An 18,049-nucleotide genomic window follows, 5' to 3' on the forward strand; every position below is an offset into this window, starting at 1 on the left:
GCCGCCGGCTGAGCCGGCTCAGCCGGCGGCGCGGGCCTGCGCCGCGAAGTATTCGGCCTGCGCCGGGAAGTAGTCGGCGAAGTCCGGCAGTGGCCGCCCGTCCCGTGCCGCCACCAGCATGTCGAGGTAGTACTCCCAGCCCGGGCCGGCATTCTCGGCCATCCCCGGATCGGCCAGGTGGTGCACGAGTTCGAGCGTGGTCACCCCACTGTCCTCGGTCAGCCGCACCTCCATCCGCCAGTCCCCCGCCTCGTCGAGCATCGAGACGGCGAGACGCCGGGGCGGCTCACACACCTCGATCCGCAGGTCGCACCAGGGCGTGCCCTCCTCGAAGCCCATCTGCACCTCGACGGTGCGACCAGGGCCGGGCTCGCCGCGCCAGGCGCCGAACCAGCGAACCGTCCGGTCCGGCTCGGTGACGCTCGCCCAGACGTCGTCGATCGAGGCCCGGAACGTCCGGGTCAGGACCATGTCGTACGCCCCGGCCGCGCCCCTGCCGACCCGCCCGGTCGGCTTCGGGGCGACCCCCTCACTCCGCTCGGTCATGCGTCCCCCTCACTTCGTTCCGTCACGCGATTTCCTCCTGATCGGCTGCGGCGCGCCGTCCGGACCGGTCGGTCGGGGCGGCGCGACGGTCGCGCCGGGTGCGGCGCACCTCGGTGTCGAGAGCGTCGAGCCGGCGCTCCCACGCGCCGGCCCGGTCGAGGCCGGTGATCCACTCGACCAGCGGGCCGAGCGGGCCGGTGTCGATCGAGTAGACCCGGTGCCGCCCGTCGATCCGGTCCACGACCAGGCCGCTTTCCCGCAGCACCCGCAGGTGGCGGCTGATCGCGGGGCGGCTGACGGTGAACCGTGCCGCGATGTCGCCGGCGGCGAGCGGACGCTCGCGCAACGCCTCCAGGATCTCCCGACGGACCGGGTCGGCGATGGCATGGGCGACGGCATCCACGAAAACATGTAACCACATGGTTACGAGTACGGCAAGAAGCCGGCCGCCGCGGAAACCTCCCCGCGACGGCCGACCTCCGACTCGACAGCATTTCGGACGGCGCTGCGCAGTACCGCCGCCCGGACACCAACCCCTAGCGGTAGATCCAGAGGGTGTAGGTGTAGAGACCGTTCCAGTCACAGCGGTGGTCGAGCCAGCGCCCCTGGACCACACCCTTCGCCCCGGCCAGTTCACACTGCGCCTTGGCGGCGTTCGGGTCGCTGATGTTGATGTACGAATCCCACAGGTACCACGCCGCCGCCACGCTCGCCCGGTCCGACGGCGCGGCCACCTCCGCAGGCGCCGCCTGCGCGGCCCCGGCCCCGCCGAGGCCGACCACGGCCGCCGCCGTCAGCCCGATCAACACCTTCACAGCAGTACGCATCCAGAACCCTTCGTCGTGTTTTGCTCCAGCCCGTATTCCGACTGGATCAACAGAAGGTCGGCCAACCCGGAACCAATACTCGTCGGCGGTGTGCGACGGGCCAAGAAAATACCCATTCCGATCCGCAGGCAATTGATAGCGTTTGATTTATGGGTGGCTACCCCACGCAACGGAAGACGCCGGTTACCCCCGGCCCGCAGACCGATCCCAGCGTCCATCAACTCCGGCTGCTGCTCGTCCTCGCCGAGGAGCTGCACTTCGGCCGGGCCGCAGCCCGGCTGTTCATGACCCAGCCGGCGCTCAGCAGACAGATCAAGACCCTGGAGGACCGCCTCGCCGTGCGCCTGGTCGAACGCACCACCCGTACGGTCCAACTCACCCCCGCCGGGCGGGCCCTGCTCCCGGCGGTACGGGAGACGGTGAGCGCGATGGACCTGCTCCGTCGGGAAGCCGACACCCACGGCCGGACCCTCACCGGGCGCCTGTCCATCGGTTCCATCGGCGCCGAGGCGGCGATGCCGTTCACCCGCGCCATCCTCGACGAACTGCGCGGCCGGCACCCCGACCTCGACGTACGGATGTCCAGCCTGAACTTCGTCGAACACATCGCCGCCCTGCTCAGCGGCGTTGTCGACGTGGTCTTCCTGCGCCCGCCGGTGCCGCCCGGCATCGGCCTGCTGCACCTCGCGACCGAGCCACGGGTCGCCTGCCTGTCCGCCGACGACCCGCTCGCCGCCGAGCCCCGACTCACCCTCGCCCGGCTGTCCGGACACACGTTCCTCGACGTACCGCCGGCGGCGTCCCGGGTCTGGTGGGATTTCTGGGCGGTGAACCCCCGCCCGGACGGCACGGCGGTGCGCTTCGGTCCGGCGGTCGCCGACATGGAGGGTCTGCTGCACGCGGTGTCCCGGGGCGAGGGCATCTGCTTCCTGCCGGCGGCGGCGCGGAAGTTCTACCCCCGGCCCGGCATCGCCTACCGCGACGTGGCGGACCTCCCGCCGAGCACGTCGGCGCTGGCCTGGCTGGACGGCAACCGGGACCAGCCGGCCGTCGCCGCGATCCGGCACGCCGCCCGTACGGTGCTGGCCCGCCCATCGCCGACCTGAATTCAATAGCACGCCGGCGCAAAACCGGGCTTGAGCGCAATTCCTACCTTGTGCCGATGCAGAGATCTGACCACCTGGCCGTTATCCAGGAACTGGACCCGCACCGGGACTATGCGGAAATCTACCGGCTGATGGTCTTCCACGAATTCCCGTGGGATCTGCGAACAGCCGGCAAACTGATGATCTGGCATTTGTACGCCCTGCCGTCGACCGCCCGGGTCGTCGGGTCGACCGACGCACTGCTCGAACGGGCCGAGGGCACCGCGCTGACCTTCGGTGACCTCATCGAGCACGGCCTCGACTCGCCGCAGGGCCGGGCGACCATCCGCCTCGTCAACCGGTCGCACCGGGGCTGGCCGATCACCACCGAGGACCACCGCTACGCCCTCGCCGGGCTCACCGTCACCACGCTGCGCTGGCTCGACCGGCACGGCTGGCGGCAACCGTCCATCAACGAACGCGTCGCCGTGGCCGTCTTCTACGCCGAACTCGGCCGTCGCATGGGCGTACCGGACCTGCCCCGCGACCCCGACGTCCTGGCCGACTACCTGGCCGGATACGAACGCGACCGGCTCGCGTACACCGCCGAGGGCCGGCGGTGCAGCGAACGGACGATCGCGATGGCCCGCGCCCGGGTGCCCCGGCCGCTGGCCCCGCTCGTCGGCCCGGCCATCGCCGCCCTGCTCGACGACCCGGTACGCGCCGCGGTCGGCCTGCCCCGCGCCGGCCGGGCCGTCCGCTGGTCACTGCGGACCATGCTGTACGTCCGACGCCGGCTGCTCCGGTTCCTGCCGCCCCGACGGATGCCGACGACACCACGTACCCGCCGTGGCCTGCCACCGCTGCTGCCGGGCGATCCGCTGCCGGCGGCCGGCCACGCCCCGGTCGCGGGCTAGTCGGTGACGTCGAGCCCGGACCGGTGGGCGATGACCGCCAGCGCGGTCCGGTCCCGGGCGCCGAGCTTGAAGAGGATCCGGCTGACGTAGGTGCGGGCGGTCGCCGGACTGATGTGGAGTGCGGCGGCGATCTCGTCGTTCGTCGCGCCGGAGCCGATCCGGGCGAGGACGGCGAGTTCCCGTTCGGTCAGCGCGGCCAGCCGCGGATCCGGTACGGGCGGCTTCGGCGCCCGGGCGAGACGTTCCATGACGCGTCGGGCGATCGACGGCGACAGCAGGTTGCCGCCGGCCGCCGCGGTGTGGACCGCCCGCCGGAGTTCGTCGGACGAGGTGTCCTTGAGCAGGTAACCGGCGGCGCCGAGCGCGATCGCCTGGACGATGTCCTCGTCGTCGTCGAACGTGGTCAGGATCAGGACCCGGGAGCCGGCCAGGGACTCGTCGGCGCGGATCGCCGCCGTCGCCGCCAGCCCGTCCATGCCCGGCATCCGGATGTCCATCAGCACGATGTCGGGACGCAGTTCCCGTACCTGGAAAAGCGCGGCGCGGCCGTCGGCCGCCTCGCCGGCCACGGTGATGTCCGGGTCGTTCTCCAGCAGGGTCCGCAGCCCCGCCCGGACCAGATCCTGGTCATCGACGACAAGCACCCTGATCACGACGGCTCCTCCAGCGGAAGCACCGCCCGGACCACGAACCCCGGCTCCTCGCGCCCGGCGGTCAGCGTGCCGCCGAGCGCTTCGGCCCGCTCCCGCATCCCGGTGATGCCGTGCCCGCGACCGGTCATGCCGGACCCGGCCCCGTCGTCGGCGACCCGCAGGTGCAGCACGCTCCCGTCGTCGTACGCCGTCACCTGCGCCCGGCTGCCGCGCGAATGCTTCACGACGTTGGTGACCGCCTCCTGCACGATCCGGAACGCGGACGCGTCCACCGTGGCCGGAAGTTCGGCGCCGACCCGTACGTCGAATTCGAGGTCGATCCCCGCGGCCGACGCCGACTCCCGCAGCGTGCCGACGTTCGACAGCGAGACGACCGACCGGGAACTCTCGTCCGGCGCCCGCAGCAGGGCGACCGTCCTGCGCAACTCGCTCATCGTGCGGGTGGCGGTCGATTTGATCAGATCGAGCGCCGCCCGGGTCTGGGCCTCGTCGCGGCCGAGCGCCTCGCGGGCCACATCGGCGTGCAACGAGATCACCGACGTGGTGTGCCCGATCGAATCGTGGAGTTCCCGCGCGATCGCGAGACGGTCGGCGTGCACCCGCGCGTCCGACTCCTGCCGGTACCGCTGCGCGGTGAGCTCGGCGATCCGCCGCGCCCCCTCCTGCACCGACCGGCGCGAGCGCACGCTGTCACCGAGCGCGATCGCGGCGGCCATCAGCAGGATGTGCCCGGCCAACTCGTAGTTGACGACGAACGAGAAAGCCTGCCCCTCGACCAGCCGGAAGAACACCGACACGGCGACCACGACCACCCCGGTCACGACCGCGTGGACCAGCCGGCCGAACTCGGCGGCCGAGAACAGCGCCGCCGCGACCGGAACGCCCAGGCCGACGGCCGGATAGCCGGCGGCGTAGTAGGCGAACAACCCCAACGCGGTGACGGCGAGCACGACCACCGGATAACGCCGGCGGGCGAACATCAGGGCGCCCAGGCCGACCGCCCACAGGTATGCGACCGCGTCCGGGCCGTGCCGTCCGCCCTGGTTCGCCGAGATGGCGACCGACACGACGAGGGTCACCCCCGCACCGAGCAACGCGTCGACCGCCCACGGCGGCAGCCTCCTCGACGCCCACATCATGGTTTCCACCGTACGGAACCCGATGGCGCTCGGCTGTCGTCGGAAGGCGACACCCGGAGTCGCTTCCGGACGTATCGACATCGAGAGCGGATACGGATGTGCCGCACCCCCGCCGGTTCCTAACTTCGATCCATGACCTACCACAACCATCCGCCGCGCCAGACGTCCGCGCCCCACCGTCCGACTCTCGGGCTGCCGCTGCTCGCCGTGATCAGCCTCGCCCTGCTCGCGGCCCCCCGGGTCGTACTCCACGACCTGGAACTCATCCAGGAGGGGACGCTCGTCAACGCCCTCTTCGTGTTCGTACCGCCGATCATCTGGATCGCGGTCGTCCTCTGGAAGCGGGTGCCGAACCCGTTCATCACCCTGCTCGTCGTCGGTCTCTTCTACGGCGTCTTCCTCGCCCTCGGGCACCAACTGCTCTGGAACGTCAGCTTCGGCGACAATCCGCCCGCGCTCGGCGGGAACCTGACCGACCTCGACCCGGCCGCCCAGTCCGTCATCCTGCGTACGTTCGCCGGAATCAGCAGCGTCTTCACCGGGGTGATCGTCGGAGCGATCACCGGTCTGATCGCCTGGGGTCTGAGCAAGGTCACCGGCGCGAAGCGCTGATCCGCGCTGCCGGGGACGCATGAACCACAAAAGGCCGTCTCTCGTTCAGAGAAACGGCCTTTGACCTGGAGGCGGAGCTGAGCGGATTTGAACCCCTTCCACTCACGGTAGCGACCGGACGGCCAATCGGACCAAATGCCACCCTGAGCAGGGCGAACATCGTCACCCCTGCCAACACTCTTCAACGCTGGTGACGCTCAGTCCTGCCCAATCTGTGCCCGACGATCTCGATCGCCCGCCTAGCGTCAAGCAACTCCGGCTTCTAGGCAGAGGTCGACCCTTCCGCATGACCGTTACGATCGAGAAATGGATCGGGCCACTCTCATTGCTCTGCTAAATACGTCGCCTGACCCTTACCCGGACTGCGTCGCGGCACTTGAAGCCAGGTCGACATTCACGGTGTGGGACAAGCAGGCACCAGCCAGCCACTTCGCCGACATCTGGCAGTTCCGTGAAGAGTTGGTCAAGGAGGACGGTGTGTCGACCGCCAACTGGCATCCGGGCCTCGAAGCACTCGCGGCGGCAGGAGAGCAGCCCGTGCTACTCGGGATCGTAAGGGTTGAACATCCACGCCGGCACTTCAAGCTCTTCCTCTCGGCCGACGCCTCCGCGGTCGTCGCATGTATCGGCTGATCAAGGGCGGTCCGCGCTCCCCGCTGCACCCTCCTGTGACGAGAACCTACCTTCGGACTCTTGGATCGATAACTTCAAAGCCACGATTGGACGCCCGCAAAGAAGCCGCACCCAAGCTACAAGATGATCCAGACCTAGCAGCAGATCTCGTAGAAATCGGAGCTTCGCAATCACCTCGCGCACGTATCGGGACGCGAGCACAAAATGGACTTTTATTCGAAAAAGGCTACGAAACAGCCGGCAGCCCAATAAATCGTCCAGAATAGGGTGGACCTGTGCAACCTCTCAAAGATGCCCTAGCGGGCCTGCTTATTGGACTGATAGGCGCTGCGATGGCCGCCGGCTTCTTCTGGATCCGTGGCGATGACTTCCCGTGGGGCGTCGGCCTCATCTCCGCCGTGGCCGTAGCTATCGGTAGTGCAATCTCGGGAGTTCTCTGGCGTCGTCGTCCGACGGCTCGCTAACCTCGACGATCCGTGCCCGATGCCGAAGAACTCCCGCCACTACTGGTCATTGGTGATCACCTAACACCACCGATCGTTACCCGGAGAGGGCCCACTCATCCGATGTAGGGCACGGGCCGATACCCGAAACCGTGACCAATGCGAAGCCGCGTTGATGGGTGGATCAACCGCGCATCTAGCTCGGCTTGCCGAATCCAACTGACCACGGACGACTCATCACTTATCGCGGGCCGACCACCGATATACCTAGCCCGGAAGCAGATCGCCGCCTGCGCCTGGGGCCCCCTTCCTCATGCCCCCCTGCCCGGAGGTCGGCCATCTCGACATCCTCGCCAGTCCGCAAGACAGGCATGACGGGAAGAAACCGCGATCACGCCAGCCGAGGATGCGGGTCCAAACAGAAAGGCCGTCCCCGAATCCGAAGACGGCCCTTACTCGAAGTGGAGCTGAGGGGATTTGAACCCCTGACCCCCTCGATGCGAACGAGGTGCGCTACCAGTCTGCGCCACAGCCCCTCACCGGACCGGAGCCCGGAAGGTCGACCCGGCACCACTTCTCGTGGAGCGAGCCGGGAGTCAGGCTAACAGGTCCGGCCGCCGCTCCGCGAATCAGTACCCGGCGCGTCACCCCGCCGGCCACCCACCCGGCAGCGCCGTCCGGTCCGCACCCGCTCCGGTCGTCGTGATCGTCTGCACTTCAGGCGTTCCCCGGACGGCGTGTCGACTGTCTGAGCCGCAGACGATCAAGGCGGCGCCCCAGCCCGCCGACCCGGCGCAGGAACAGGGTCAGCGAGGGTTGGGGCGACCGGCCTCGTACGCGCGCCCGCGCAGCCCACCCGCCCGCCGGTACGACACCGAACCCGTGACGCCGCCCCCGGACGCCGCCTGCGGCAGGTCCCGGGCCCCGTCCAGGCCCATGGCGGCCCGGCGTACGGCCTCACGCTGGGCGGCGAGCCGGCGCTGCGCCTCGCGCCGGGCGGCCGCCCGGCGGGCCTGCTCGCGGCGTACCTCGGCCTGCCGGGCGGACAGCCAGGCGGCTTCGCGGGCGTCGGCGCGCTGCCGGCGCCGGCCGGCGATGGCCCGGTTGCGCAGGTGCACCACGTAGAGGGCGAGCAGGACGGCGGTCACCGCGAAGCTGATCCAGAAACCGGGGCCGACGACCACGACCCCGATCAGCTCGACGACGTTGAGCAGCAGGAGGGCGGCGAAGACCCGACGGCGGCGGTGCATGGCGCTCGGGCCGCGCCGGGCCGGTTTGCGCCGGCGGGGGCGGGTGGCGCCGAACGGCACGAGGCGTAGCCGGGTGGAGCGGCGGGTGCCGGGTGGGCCGGACACGGACACCGGTGGTCCGGAGACGGGTGCGTTGGTCCGGGGGGTGGGTGTCGTGGAGTGGCCGGCGTTGAGTGGCCGCCGGCCGGGCACGGTCCGGCGGCGACGGCGGCGCTGCAGCACCCGCGCCGTCGACTGCGCCCGCTCCGCGACCAGCCGCTCGGTGGCGTCGTATCGGCGTACGAGTGCCGGTGCGAGAGCGAGTAGGCCGGCGGCGGCGAGGACGGCGAGGAGCACCGAGGTCGGCACCCACTCCCCTCCCGTCACCCCAGCGGCAACCGACGTTCCCGACAAGATCCGGACGGGACGCGCCGACGACGCTCAGGGGCGGTCCGCTGACCAGGTGGATCATGAAGGTGTGTGAGTTGCCGTACGTCCCAGTTACCTGAGGTTACGGCCGGTTGCCGCGATTCTCGTGCGCCGCGCCGACCAGGGCTGCCGGAAAAGATCAAGAGGCGGCGGCGTGCAGCCGGTGCCAGCGGGCCAGCAGGCCGCCTTCGGCCGCCACTTCCTCGCTGGTCAGGGCGTATCCGATGTGGTCGCGCCAGGCGCCGGCGATGTGCATGTAGCGCGGATGGTAGGACTCTTCACGGAAAGCCAGCTTTTCCACGACGCGCCGTGACGGCTTGTTCTCGGGACGGATGTTGACCTCGACGCGGTGCAGCCCACCGGTGGTGAAGGCGTGGTCGACGGCCAGCGCCATCGCGGTCGGGATGACGCCGCGGCCGGCCACCCGGGCGTCGACCCAGTAGCCGACGTAGCCGGAGCAGAACGCGCGGCGCACGATGTTGCCGATGTTGAGGTGGCCGACGAAGCGTTCCCGGCCGTGTTCGCGCAGGCAGACCGCGAAGGGCATGCTCTCGCCGCGGCGGGCCGAGCGGCGCTGGTCGCGGTGGACGTAGCGGAAGGCACTGGGCGAGTTGAGCTCTTCCCACCGTCCGACGGGGGTCGACTCCCACGGTGCCAGCCAACGTTCATTGGCCCGCCGTACCTCCGACCAGGCCGTCGCGTCGGAGCGCCGGTAGGGACGCAGCAGGACCGGGCCGTCGGCGAGGACGACCGGCCATCCCGGCACGCCGTCGAACATCACCGTCTGCGGTCCAGGAGCAGGGCGTCCACCGTGGAACCGGCGGCGGCCGTGGTCACCCGCTCGCCGAGCACCAGCAGGCCGTTCGCCTCGGCGAGGCCGGAAAGGGTGTAGGGGCCGCCGGGCAGCGGCTGGACGGTGTAGCCGCCGCCGCGCCGTTCGGCGACGTGGGCCGGGCGGAACTCGCGCAGGCCGGCCGGCGACGACACGGTCTCCAGCAGGTGGGCGCGCACGCTGGGACGGAAGACCGGGTCAGCCCCGGCCAGGAGCTGGATCGCCGGCCTGGCCAGCACTTCGAAACCGATCAACGCCGCACCTGGTTCACCGGGTAGACACACGACCGGCACCTCCTCGGCACCGACCGTACCGAATCCGAGCGAGGTTCCAGGGTATAGCGCGACATCGGTGAAAGCGACCGGTCCGGGTCGGCCGCCGTCCCGGCGGGACAGGATGCGGCGCACCATGTCGCCGGGGCCGGTGCCGGTGCCGCCGGTCGTGATGATGAGGTCGGCCCGCAGCGTCTGGTCTTCGAGGAGCCCGCGCAGCCCTTCGGGGTCGTCGTCGCAGATCCCGATCCGGTACGCGAGCGCCCCCGCCTCGACCGCCGCCGCGGTCAGCGCGTGCGAGTTGGCGTCGACGACCTGGCCCGGCTGGCTGCCCCGGCCGACCTCGACCAGTTCGTCGCCGGTGGCCACGAGGACCACCCGGGGGCTGGGGCGTACGACGACGTGCCCGATCCCGGTGGCGGCGAAGACGGCGACGAGGGCGGGTGAGACGTACGTGCCGGCGCGGGCCAGCACCTTGCCGGCGGGCAGTTCCTCACCGGCCCGGCGTACGCCGTATCCGCGCTTGGGGGTCCGGAATATCTCGACGGCGGCCATGCCCTGGTCGGTCCAGTCGATCGGCACCACGACGTCGGCGGCGATCGGCAGCGGCGCACCGGCGGCGACGGAGAAGCAGGTGCCCGGGGTGAGCCGGACCGGGCGCCAGCTGGCCGCGCCGAGGTCGCCGACGACGTTGATGCGTACCCCGCGCCCGCGTCCGTCCAACGCGGAACCGGCCGAGGCGAATCCGCCCCGGCCGGCACCGGTGATGTCCTCCCAGCGCGCCGCGTAGCCGTCGATGGCGGCTTGGGCGAAGGCCGGGAAGGAGTGCGGCGCGACGACGTCCTCGGCGAGGACGTTGCCGTACGCCTGGGTGAGGTCGAGGTCGAGCGGGGGCAGCGCCCGCAGCCTGCGCAGCACGCTGCCCAGGTAGTCGGCGAGCGGCGTCAACTCGTTGGCGGCCGCCTCGGCATCGGCCGTAGCTGTCACATCGTCACCTCGTCACGTTCAGTGACCACGTGGCCGGCACCTGGCCCGTCGGGCTGGCCTGTCATGTGCCGGGCCCGCGGAACGATTCGGAGCCGGCGAACTGGCCGAGCCACTCGCGGAACGCCGGGCCGATGTCCTCGCGCTGAACGGCGATCTGCACGACCGCCTGGAGGTAGCCCAGCGGCATGCCGGTGTCGTAGCGGGTGCCGCGGTAGACGATGCCGTGCACCGGCAGGCCCTCGTCGAGCAGGGTCTGCATGGCGTCGGTGAGCTGGATCTCGCCGCCGCTGCCCGGGCCGGTCCGCCGGATCGCGTCGAAGACCACGCCGGGCAGTACGTAGCGGCCGAGGACGGCGAGGTTGCTCGGGGACTCGGCCGGTGCCGGCTTCTCCACCAGGCCGGTGACCCGTACGACGTCGGCGATCGCGTCGAGGCCGTCCTCGGCCGGGGCGACCGAGGCGATGCCGTACCGGTTGGTCTCCTCCGGATCGACCTCCATGAACGCCAGGACGATGCCGCCGGTGCGGGCCTGCAACTCCAGCATCGCCGGCAGCAGCGGCTCGGCGAGGTCGACGAACTCGTCGCCGAGCAGGACCGCGAACGGCTCGTCGCCGACGTGCGACTCGGCGCAGCCGACCGCGTGCCCCAGCCCGAGCGGCTCGTGCTGGCGGGTGGTGAAGATCTCGGCCAGCTCGCTCGGCCGGCGTACGGCCTCCAGCCTCTTCTTGTCGCCCTTCTCGGCCAGCCGGGATTCCAGGTAGGGCTGGCGGTCGAAGTGGTCCACCATCGATGTCTTGCCCCGACCGGTGACCAGCAGTACGTCTTCGATGCCGGCCGCGGCGGCCTCCTCGACGATGTACTGCAGGACCGGCCGGTCGACGACCGGCAGGAGTTCCTTGGGTACGACCTTGGTCGCCGGCAGGAATCGGGTCGCGAGTCCGGCAGCCGGGATGACGGCCTTCACCGCCCGCCGTCCGGTCGCTGGACTGGTGGTCGTTCCTGGGTTGGCTGCACGCTCCGACATTCCGCGAGACTATCGGCCGCGGCTCTGTCGTGGCGGTTGTGGCCCGGATGACGCGCCGCCCGGCCCATCGGCGGACCGTCCACCCGCGTGGGGGACGCCGTCGTCCGGTGGTCGCGGGCCGGCCGAACCAGCGATTTTCCCCGGTTCCGGTCGCGGGCCCGTCGACGCGACCCGGTGGGTGTCGCGTCCGGCCGCCTTGGCCGCGTAGAGCGCCTCGTCGGCGGCGTCGAGCACCTGGTCGCCGGTCGCGCCGTGGTCGGGGTATACGGCGATTCCGATGGAGACGGTCACCGGGATGCTGGTCGGCGGGGCGCCCAGGTGCGGTTCGATCGGGACCGGTACGTCGCGTACGGCGGCCGCCAGCCGCTGGGCGACGATGGCCCCGCCGGCCGCGTCGGTCTCCGGCAGCAGCACGACGAACTCCTCGCCGCCCTGCCGGAAGGCGAGGTCGACCTCCCGGATCTCGGCCCGCAGCCGGCGGGCGAACTCGGCCAGGACGGTGTCGCCGGCCGCGTGCCCGTGGGTGTCGTTGACATGCTTGAAGCGGTCGAGGTCGAGGGCGAGGACCGTGAGCATGCGCCCGAAGCGGTTGGCGCGTTCGACCTCGCGCCGGATCGACTCCTTCAGGTAGCGGTAGTTCCACAGCCCGGTCAGCGGGTCGGTGAGCGAGAGCCGCTGGGCCTCCTCGTGCACCCGTACGTTGTCGACGGCGACGGCCGCCTGGCCGGCGAACGTGCGCAGCGTGACCAGGTCGGTGTCGTCGAACTCGTCGGACCCGAGCCGGTCGTAGAGGGCGAGGACGCCGAGCGCGGTCGGCAGCGTCGGCGGCCACAGCGCGCCGGGCAGTCGCCCGGCGGGGACCCCGGTGGTCGGGGCGTCGGTGGCCGGCCCGGGTGCCGAGAAGGGTACGGCCACGTAGGTGCGGCAGCGCGGCTCGTGCGTCGACAGGTGTGGCCCGTCGCGGTCGACGCGGCCGCGGCGCGGCTCGCCGGTGGCGGCGACGGCGCCGAGCAGGCCGCTGCCGAGCGACACCCGCAGGGCCGCCGGGTCGTGGTCGGGCCGGCCGGGCCGGTCCTGGAGCGCGACGGCGACACCGACGACTGCCCCGTTGGTGCGGGCGCCGGCCTTGCCGGCGCCGGCCTTCGCGGTGCCGGGCCGTCCGGTGAGGCCGACCGGCCAGCGTTCGTCGAGTCCCTCGGCGCACTGGCCGACCAGGAGTCCGCTGGCCGGGTCGAGCAGGAGCACCACGCCGGCCCGGGCGCCGGTCGCGGCGAGCGCGGTCTGGAGGATCACCTGGAGGATCCGTTGCAGGTCGTGGGTGCTGGACAGGGTGTCGCCGAGCACCGCCAGGTGTCCCCGGAGCTGGTCGCGGCTGGCGGTCAGGGCCTGGACGTACGACTGCGTCTCACGGGTCATCCGGTTGAACGTGGTGGCCAGCCGGCCCACCTCGTCGTGCCCGTGCACCGGCACCCGGGCGGCGAGGTCGCCGTCGGCGACCCGGTCGGCGGCGCGGGCCAGTTCGGCGAGCGGCCGGGTGGTCGAGCGGGCCAGCCACCAGGCGGCGACGACGGCGGCGAACCCGGCGGCCAGGACCGCGCCGATCAGCACCACGTAGAGGCCCTGCGGCTGTCCCCGGGGCACGGAGAGCGCCAGCGGCAGCGGCTGGCCCGGTGACGGGTTGATCCGACGGACGTACCGGCCGGTGCCGGTCTCGGCGATGGCGTCGCCCTCGGCGCGCGCCGCCGCGTCGAGGACCGCGTCGACGCCGGTCGCCGGCTCGGTGGTGTGCCGTACGGTCGGGGCCGCGACGCCCGGCAGGAGGGTGACGCCGGTGCCGGTCGCGGCGGCCAGCCGGGAGAGGAAGGCGTGGTCGAGGACCTGGGTGACGACCACCTCACCGATCAGGGCGCCGCTCTCGGCGCGCATCTCGACGCGTACGGCGATCGCCTCGTAGTCGGCGTCCGGGGCGGCCTGCGCGGCGCAGTCGGCCCACGGCTGGGGTGGGTTGCCGGCGGTGGCGAAGGCGGCGCGGCCGTCGGCGTCGCTGATCAGGACCGCCGAGACCAGCCCGCGGGCGACCAGTTGGCTCGCGGTGCCGGCCCGGCGGGCCGGGTCGGCGGGTACGGCCACCGCGTCGGCCGCGGCGTGCATCTGCTGGCAGAGGGCGCTGACCGAGGTGCGTACGGTGGCGGCGGCGGTGTCCAGCCGGTCGACGGTACGTTCGTAGCTCACCGCGGCGACGGTCGTACCGACGAAGACGGCGCCGAGCAGCACGGGACCGAGGACGACCGCGAGGAAGGCGGTCGTCAACCGTCCACGCAGCGTCACTCTTCCCCCCGGAGGTTCCGCACCCGTTGGTGCGATGCTGACACAGACGGACCTTTCAGTTACGGCCTGTTGCAGGAGCGGTCGATGTCGGATTTCTCGAATGGAGCGAACGCGGCGCGCCGTCACAAGACGGACATCCGTATCAACGTCCTGGCTCGCCGTCGGTCACTGCCGGCGGCGCTCCGATCGGCCGCCGCCGGCCGCGTGCAGGCCGGCCTGGCCGGCCTGGTACGGCAGCATCGCCCACGGACGGTGACCGGCTACGTGCCGGTCGGTTCCGAGCCCGGCGGACCCGACCTGCCGGAAGCCCTGCTGGCGATGCTCGCCGCCGGTGGCGTGCCGGGGTCGAGGCTGTTGCTGCCGGTGCTGTGCCCGGATCTCGACCTCGACTGGGCGGAGTACGCCGGTTCGGAGCCGCTGGTGGCCGCCGGGCGCGGATTGCGCGAGCCGGCCGGGCCGCGCCTCGGGCCGGCCGCCGTCGGCGCCGCGGACCTGGTGGTGGTGCCGGCGGTGGCGGTGGACCGGCGGGGGTTCCGGCTGGGCCGCGGCGGCGGCTCGTACGACCGCGCGCTCGCCCGCGTCGCCCCGGCGACCCTGACCGTGGCGCTGCTGCACGACGGCGAACTGCTGGACGCCGTACCGGCCGAGGAGCACGACCGTCCGGTCCACGCGGTGATCACTCCCAGCGGCGGCGTACGGCGGCTCCCGGCCGGCTGAGTGTCGCGCCCCACACTCCCGCTGGACGAATCCGGTGCGGATAGCGCACCATTGGCACTCGAACGCGTCGAGTGCCAACCGATGATCATGATCCGGAGGAGACAGTGCCCACGTACCAGTACGCCTGCACCGCGTGCGGCCACCAGCTCGAGGCGGTGCAGTCGTTCGCCGACGAGCCGCTGACCGAGTGCCCGGCCTGTGAGGGGCGGCTGCGCAAGCTCTTCAACTCGGTGGGCATCGTCTTCAAGGGTTCCGGGTTCTACCGCACCGACTCCCGGTCCGGCTCGTCGGACTCGGCCACCAGCGGCAAGCCGGCCAAGGCGGAGTCGTCCGGTTCCTCGGGCTCCGGGTCGAACGGCTCCGGCGGCAAGGACTCGGGCGGCTCCGGGTCGAAGGAGAAGCCGGCGTCGAGCGGCACCGCCTCCAGCGGCTCCAGCTCCTCTTCCGGCGGCTCGTCGTCGGCCGGCAAGGCCGCCACGTAGCGGCTCGGCCGAAGCGGCACCCGCCGGCTCGGCCATAACAGATCGACCCGGCCGACGGGGGTTGTCCACAGGAAGCCCCGTCGTCCACAGGCGGACGGCTCGGTCCAACGGGACCGGGCCGTCGGCGTCTAGCGTCCCTGCCGACCGGCGGCCCACGGTCCCCCACCGCCAGCCGTCGAAGCCGGTCGGAGGGAGGCACCCCGATGTTCCGTCGCACCCGGTCCGGCGACGCCGACGGCGCGCTCACACCGGTCCGCTGGCCAGGCCGGCCCCGTCCGGCCACCGTGCTGCGGGCCGCCCTGGTCGCCGTCCTGCTGGCGCTGGCCGCCGCGGTGCTGACCGCACGGACCGACCCCGACCGCACGGCCGCCTGCGGCCCCCCGATCACGGCAGACCCGACCGGATCACCATCCGGCGGGTCCTTCCCCGCCCCGGACGCCCCACCGGGCCGGCTCGCGGTGCCCGCCGGATCGGTCGGGGTGCCGGTACGGCCCGCCGAACCCGCCGCTCTCGCCGTCGTACGCCCCGGCAGCCGGATCGACCTGTTGGCGCTACCGGCCGGCGTCGGGGCACAGCCGGCGCCGGAACCGCTCCGGCTGGCCACCGGCGCGCTCGTGCTCGACGTCGTGGCGGTCGACGGCGCCACCGCCCTCTACCTGGCGCTCACTCCGGACCAGGCGAACCGCACGCTCGGCATGCCCGAGACGACCCGCTTCGGGGTCGTCGTGCCGCCCTGATCGACCGGACCCGGCCCGGCTCAGTCCCAATATCGACCGGCCCCTGGCCGGCTCAGTCCCCGTAGTGCGGCGGGCGCTCGGCCAGCAGCCGGTCGTCGTTCGATCCGGGCCGCTCGCCCCAGCCCCGGTCGGTGTCGTCCGCGGTCTGCTCCGGCAACACCACCAGCTCGTCCTCGCCGAACTCGACCGTCCGGTCGTCGGCGTCGATCCGTACCCGCGCCGGCTCGGTCGCCGCCGCCCCGTCCGCCACACGTGCCGATCTGTCCACGGCGAAAAGCGTACCCAGCCACGGGCCGGCACACCGAACGTCAGCGGGTCCCGGCGGCGACCGGTTGGTAGCGTCAGTCGGCGTGACGACGCCCAGCGGTGACCCGACCGACCACGAGCACTGGCGCCGCCCCGCCGACCTCGAACCGGGCCAGCCGGCCCCACGGCCCGCCGCGCCGGCCGCCCCCGAGACGCCCGGCTATCAGGGGCCGCCGCCGACCACGCCGGCCACGACCGGCTGGCGGCCACCGACCGTCGTCAACCCGATGGCACCACGCCAGCTCCCGTCGCAGGACCAGGATTCGATCGACGCCGACGAGCGCGGCGCCCGCACGCTCACCTACGGCATCGCGATGGTCGGCGGCGCCGTACTGGTCATCGTCATCTGTCTGCTCTGCTCACGGGTGCTGTTCTGAGCGTCAGACGACGCCGCTCCAGACCGCCTGCGCACCGGTCTCCCCGGTCAGGTAGACGTAGATCATCGTCACCACACCGAGGATCGTGACCAGCACCGCGAGCACGGTGGGCACCCATGCCGGCACGTGGGGCCCACGCTCGCCGCGGGTGGTGAGGAACACCAACGCCCCGGTCGCGATCGCCAGCGCCAGCGAGAACCAGAAGGTCAGGTCGCCGTACGCCTGGTGCTCGTTGACCTTGTCGAGGATCTCCTGGCCGTAGCCCGCCGTGATCAGGCGCTCCTCCAGCGCCTCGCCGGAGATCTTCGAGAACAGCGCCGACACCGGTGCGGCCACGGCCAGCAGCACCGCCGCCCAACCGATGCGGGTGCGTGCCCTCGGCACGAACCCGTAGACGATCCCGACGACGGCCAGCAGCGGCACGAAGACCACTGCCGCGTGCACGAGCAACGGGTGGGCCGGCAGGCCCATGAACTCATCGAACACGGACGCCTCCTGGGGGGCGGATACGACGTGACCCTTCGACGTTCTACACGATGCGACGGGGTCCGACGGTTCACCGCGTCGGCGCGGCCGTGGCAGTCTTGGTCGCATGGCTGCCACCGATCCCGGCGACGACGACCTCGGCCTGTTCGGTCCGGGTTCGGTGACCTGGCGGGTACACCAGGAGCCGGTGCTGCTCGTCGCCGGGCTGCGTTCGCTCTACCTCCAGGCGCTGCACCCCCGGGCGGTGGCCGGGGTCGCCCAGAACTCGAGTTACCAGAGCGACCCCTGGGGACGGCTGGTCCGCACCGCCACCTACGTCGCCACCGTCGTCTACGGCAGCAGCACGCAGGCGCGGGACGCCGGCCGGCGGCTGCGCGGCCTGCACGCCCGGATGCGGGCGGTCGACCCGGCCACCGGCGAGACCTTCCGGATCGACGAACCCGACCTGCTGCGCTGGGTGCACGTGACCGAGGTCGAGTCGTTCGTGACCACGGCACGCCGGGCCGGTGCCGCGCTGACCGACGACGACGTCGACGCCTACTACACCGAACAGCTGCTCGCCGCCGAACTCGTCGGCCTCGACCCGGCGACCGTGCCCGGCACCGCCGCACAGGTCGCCGACTACTACCGGCAGATACGCCCCGAACTGCGCCTGACCAGGGACAGTGCCGAGACGATGGTGTTCCTCACCGCCCCGCCGATGCCGCCGCTGCCGTGGAAGATGGGTCTGCCGCTGCGGTTGGCGGTCGAGCTGGGGCCGCCCCGGTGGGCATACCTCGGGCTCGCCGGGACCGCGATCGGGCTGCTTCCCGCGTGGGCCCGCCGGCTGTACGGCGGGCTCGGCCTGCCGACCACCGACCTGTCGGCCGACCTTTCGGTGCGCGGCCTGCGGCTGGCGCTGAACGCGATCCCGCGCCGCTATGTCGAGGGTCCGATCTACCAGGCCGCGATGGCCCGGGCCGCCCGGCTCGGGGCGGCCGCCTGAGGC

At 72.0% G+C, this 18,049-nt stretch carries 21 protein-coding genes and 1 tRNA gene; 9 read left to right on the forward strand and 13 right to left on the reverse strand.

The window, feature by feature from the left end:
* Positions 1-18 precede the first annotated feature (18 nt).
* The 3 genes from AB0I42_RS32910 to AB0I42_RS32920 all read right to left on the reverse strand — a co-directional run bounded on the left by AB0I42_RS32910 (position 19) and on the right by AB0I42_RS32920 (position 1,373).
* A complete protein-coding gene (locus AB0I42_RS32910; protein WP_357543637.1) occupies positions 19-546 on the reverse strand; it encodes an SRPBCC family protein in 528 nt (175 codons plus the stop codon).
* 22 nt (positions 547-568) lie between these two features.
* The gene (locus AB0I42_RS32915) at positions 569-949 is read right to left on the reverse strand and encodes a metalloregulator ArsR/SmtB family transcription factor (protein ID WP_357543639.1); all 381 of its coding nucleotides are present in this window, start codon (positions 947-949) and stop codon (positions 569-571) included.
* Between the two features lie 133 nt (positions 950-1,082).
* The gene (locus tag AB0I42_RS32920; protein ID WP_357543641.1) at positions 1,083-1,373 is read right to left on the reverse strand and encodes a hypothetical protein; all 291 of its coding nucleotides are present in this window, start codon (positions 1,371-1,373) and stop codon (positions 1,083-1,085) included.
* 149 nt (positions 1,374-1,522) lie between these two features.
* Here AB0I42_RS32920 and AB0I42_RS32925 point away from each other — a divergent pair, with 149 nt between their 5' ends.
* A complete protein-coding gene (locus AB0I42_RS32925; protein ID WP_357543643.1) occupies positions 1,523-2,479 on the forward strand; it encodes a LysR family transcriptional regulator in 957 nt (318 codons plus the stop codon).
* Between the two features lie 56 nt (positions 2,480-2,535).
* Positions 2,536-3,375, forward strand: a complete 840-nt coding sequence (locus AB0I42_RS32930; RefSeq protein ID WP_357543645.1) for an oxygenase MpaB family protein — start codon at positions 2,536-2,538, stop codon at positions 3,373-3,375.
* Here the strand turns inward: AB0I42_RS32930 and AB0I42_RS32935 are convergent.
* Both AB0I42_RS32935 and AB0I42_RS32940 read right to left on the reverse strand, forming a co-directional pair.
* Positions 3,372-4,028 (reverse strand): response regulator transcription factor, encoded by a 657-nt coding sequence (locus AB0I42_RS32935; protein ID WP_357543647.1) that lies wholly within the window; start codon positions 4,026-4,028, stop codon positions 3,372-3,374. The genes AB0I42_RS32930 and AB0I42_RS32935 overlap by 4 nt on opposite strands.
* Positions 4,025-5,167 (reverse strand): histidine kinase, encoded by a 1,143-nt coding sequence (locus tag AB0I42_RS32940; RefSeq protein ID WP_357543649.1) that lies wholly within the window; start codon positions 5,165-5,167, stop codon positions 4,025-4,027. Before AB0I42_RS32940 ends, AB0I42_RS32935 begins: the two co-directional genes overlap by 4 nt.
* A 132-nt stretch (positions 5,168-5,299) precedes the next feature.
* Between AB0I42_RS32940 and AB0I42_RS32945 the strand changes: the two genes are divergently transcribed.
* Complete coding sequence (locus AB0I42_RS32945; RefSeq protein ID WP_357543651.1) at positions 5,300-5,779, forward strand: hypothetical protein; 480 nt, start codon at positions 5,300-5,302, stop codon at positions 5,777-5,779.
* 306 nt (positions 5,780-6,085) lie between these two features.
* Positions 6,086-6,412 carry a hypothetical protein gene (locus AB0I42_RS32950; RefSeq protein ID WP_357543653.1) on the forward strand — a complete coding sequence of 109 codons (327 nt, stop codon included), beginning with the start codon at positions 6,086-6,088 and terminating at the stop codon, positions 6,410-6,412.
* 905 nt (positions 6,413-7,317) lie between these two features.
* On the opposite strand, the gene AB0I42_RS32955 is transcribed toward AB0I42_RS32950, so the two are convergent.
* From AB0I42_RS32955 to AB0I42_RS32980, 6 genes are all read right to left on the reverse strand, one after another.
* Positions 7,318-7,391, reverse strand: a tRNA-Ala gene (locus AB0I42_RS32955).
* 270 nt (positions 7,392-7,661) lie between these two features.
* On the reverse strand, positions 7,662-8,453 hold the full coding sequence (locus AB0I42_RS32960) for a hypothetical protein (RefSeq protein WP_357543655.1): 792 nt from the start codon (positions 8,451-8,453) through the stop codon (positions 7,662-7,664).
* Positions 8,454-8,652: 199 nt separating this feature from the next.
* A complete protein-coding gene (locus AB0I42_RS32965; protein ID WP_357543699.1) occupies positions 8,653-9,291 on the reverse strand; it encodes a GNAT family protein in 639 nt (212 codons plus the stop codon).
* Complete coding sequence (gene glp, locus AB0I42_RS32970; RefSeq protein WP_357543657.1) at positions 9,291-10,604, reverse strand: gephyrin-like molybdotransferase Glp; 1,314 nt, start codon at positions 10,602-10,604, stop codon at positions 9,291-9,293. Before glp ends, AB0I42_RS32965 begins: the two co-directional genes overlap by 1 nt.
* A gap of 61 nt (positions 10,605-10,665) precedes the next feature.
* A complete protein-coding gene (locus AB0I42_RS32975; RefSeq protein ID WP_357543659.1) occupies positions 10,666-11,628 on the reverse strand; it encodes a UTP--glucose-1-phosphate uridylyltransferase in 963 nt (320 codons plus the stop codon).
* Between the two features lie 9 nt (positions 11,629-11,637).
* Entirely contained in the window at positions 11,638-13,956 is a 2,319-nt protein-coding gene (locus AB0I42_RS32980) for a diguanylate cyclase (RefSeq protein WP_357543661.1), read from the reverse strand.
* An 84-nt stretch (positions 13,957-14,040) separates the two neighbouring features.
* Between AB0I42_RS32980 and AB0I42_RS32985 the strand changes: the two genes are divergently transcribed.
* From AB0I42_RS32985 to AB0I42_RS32995, 3 genes are all read left to right on the forward strand, one after another.
* On the forward strand, positions 14,041-14,673 hold the full coding sequence (locus AB0I42_RS32985; protein WP_357543662.1) for a 5-formyltetrahydrofolate cyclo-ligase: 633 nt from the start codon (positions 14,041-14,043) through the stop codon (positions 14,671-14,673).
* A 104-nt stretch (positions 14,674-14,777) separates the two neighbouring features.
* Complete coding sequence (locus AB0I42_RS32990) at positions 14,778-15,155, forward strand: FmdB family zinc ribbon protein (RefSeq protein WP_357543663.1); 378 nt, start codon at positions 14,778-14,780, stop codon at positions 15,153-15,155.
* A gap of 203 nt (positions 15,156-15,358) precedes the next feature.
* The gene (locus AB0I42_RS32995) at positions 15,359-15,892 is read left to right on the forward strand and encodes a flagellar biosynthesis protein FlgA (RefSeq protein WP_357543665.1); all 534 of its coding nucleotides are present in this window, start codon (positions 15,359-15,361) and stop codon (positions 15,890-15,892) included.
* A 52-nt stretch (positions 15,893-15,944) separates the two neighbouring features.
* Here AB0I42_RS32995 and AB0I42_RS33000 read toward each other — a convergent pair whose 3' ends face one another.
* A complete protein-coding gene (locus tag AB0I42_RS33000) occupies positions 15,945-16,142 on the reverse strand; it encodes a hypothetical protein (protein WP_357543700.1) in 198 nt (65 codons plus the stop codon).
* A gap of 100 nt (positions 16,143-16,242) precedes the next feature.
* Between AB0I42_RS33000 and AB0I42_RS33005 the strand changes: the two genes are divergently transcribed.
* Complete coding sequence (locus AB0I42_RS33005) at positions 16,243-16,575, forward strand: translation initiation factor 2 (RefSeq protein ID WP_357543666.1); 333 nt, start codon at positions 16,243-16,245, stop codon at positions 16,573-16,575.
* Positions 16,576-16,578: 3 nt separating this feature from the next.
* On the opposite strand, the gene AB0I42_RS33010 is transcribed toward AB0I42_RS33005, so the two are convergent.
* A complete protein-coding gene (locus tag AB0I42_RS33010; protein ID WP_357543667.1) occupies positions 16,579-17,061 on the reverse strand; it encodes a DUF2231 domain-containing protein in 483 nt (160 codons plus the stop codon).
* A 106-nt stretch (positions 17,062-17,167) separates the two neighbouring features.
* Between AB0I42_RS33010 and AB0I42_RS33015 the strand changes: the two genes are divergently transcribed.
* Positions 17,168-18,046: an oxygenase MpaB family protein gene (locus tag AB0I42_RS33015; RefSeq protein WP_357543668.1), complete on the forward strand. Its 879-nt coding sequence runs from the start codon at positions 17,168-17,170 to the stop codon at positions 18,044-18,046.
* Positions 18,047-18,049 lie beyond the last annotated feature (3 nt).

It is taken from the genome of Polymorphospora sp. NPDC050346 (assembly GCF_040655695.1).
GTDB classification, from domain to species: Bacteria; Actinomycetota; Actinomycetes; order Mycobacteriales; family Micromonosporaceae; genus Polymorphospora; species Polymorphospora lycopeni.

Bases quoted from the DNA above. Each gene is read 5' to 3' on its own strand.
- AB0I42_RS32985 (WP_357543662.1), top strand. From the start codon at position 14,041: ATGTCGGATTTCTCGAATGGAGCGAACGCGGCGCGCCGTCACAAGACG.
- AB0I42_RS32930 (WP_357543645.1), top strand. From the start codon at position 2,536: ATGCAGAGATCTGACCACCTGGCCGTTATCCAGGAACTGGACCCGCAC.
- AB0I42_RS32950 (WP_357543653.1), top strand. From the start codon at position 6,086: ATGGATCGGGCCACTCTCATTGCTCTGCTAAATACGTCGCCTGACCCT.
- AB0I42_RS32965 (WP_357543699.1), bottom strand. From the start codon at position 9,291: ATGTTCGACGGCGTGCCGGGATGGCCGGTCGTCCTCGCCGACGGCCCG.
- AB0I42_RS32995 (WP_357543665.1), top strand. From the start codon at position 15,359: ATGTTCCGTCGCACCCGGTCCGGCGACGCCGACGGCGCGCTCACACCG.
- AB0I42_RS32945 (WP_357543651.1), top strand. From the start codon at position 5,300: ATGACCTACCACAACCATCCGCCGCGCCAGACGTCCGCGCCCCACCGT.
- AB0I42_RS32910 (WP_357543637.1), bottom strand. From the start codon at position 546: ATGACCGAGCGGAGTGAGGGGGTCGCCCCGAAGCCGACCGGGCGGGTC.
- AB0I42_RS32940 (WP_357543649.1), bottom strand. From the start codon at position 5,167: ATGATGTGGGCGTCGAGGAGGCTGCCGCCGTGGGCGGTCGACGCGTTG.
- AB0I42_RS32975 (WP_357543659.1), bottom strand. From the start codon at position 11,628: ATGTCGGAGCGTGCAGCCAACCCAGGAACGACCACCAGTCCAGCGACC.
- AB0I42_RS32925 (WP_357543643.1), top strand. From the start codon at position 1,523: ATGGGTGGCTACCCCACGCAACGGAAGACGCCGGTTACCCCCGGCCCG.
- AB0I42_RS33015 (WP_357543668.1), top strand. From the start codon at position 17,168: ATGGCTGCCACCGATCCCGGCGACGACGACCTCGGCCTGTTCGGTCCG.
- AB0I42_RS32920 (WP_357543641.1), bottom strand. From the start codon at position 1,373: ATGCGTACTGCTGTGAAGGTGTTGATCGGGCTGACGGCGGCGGCCGTG.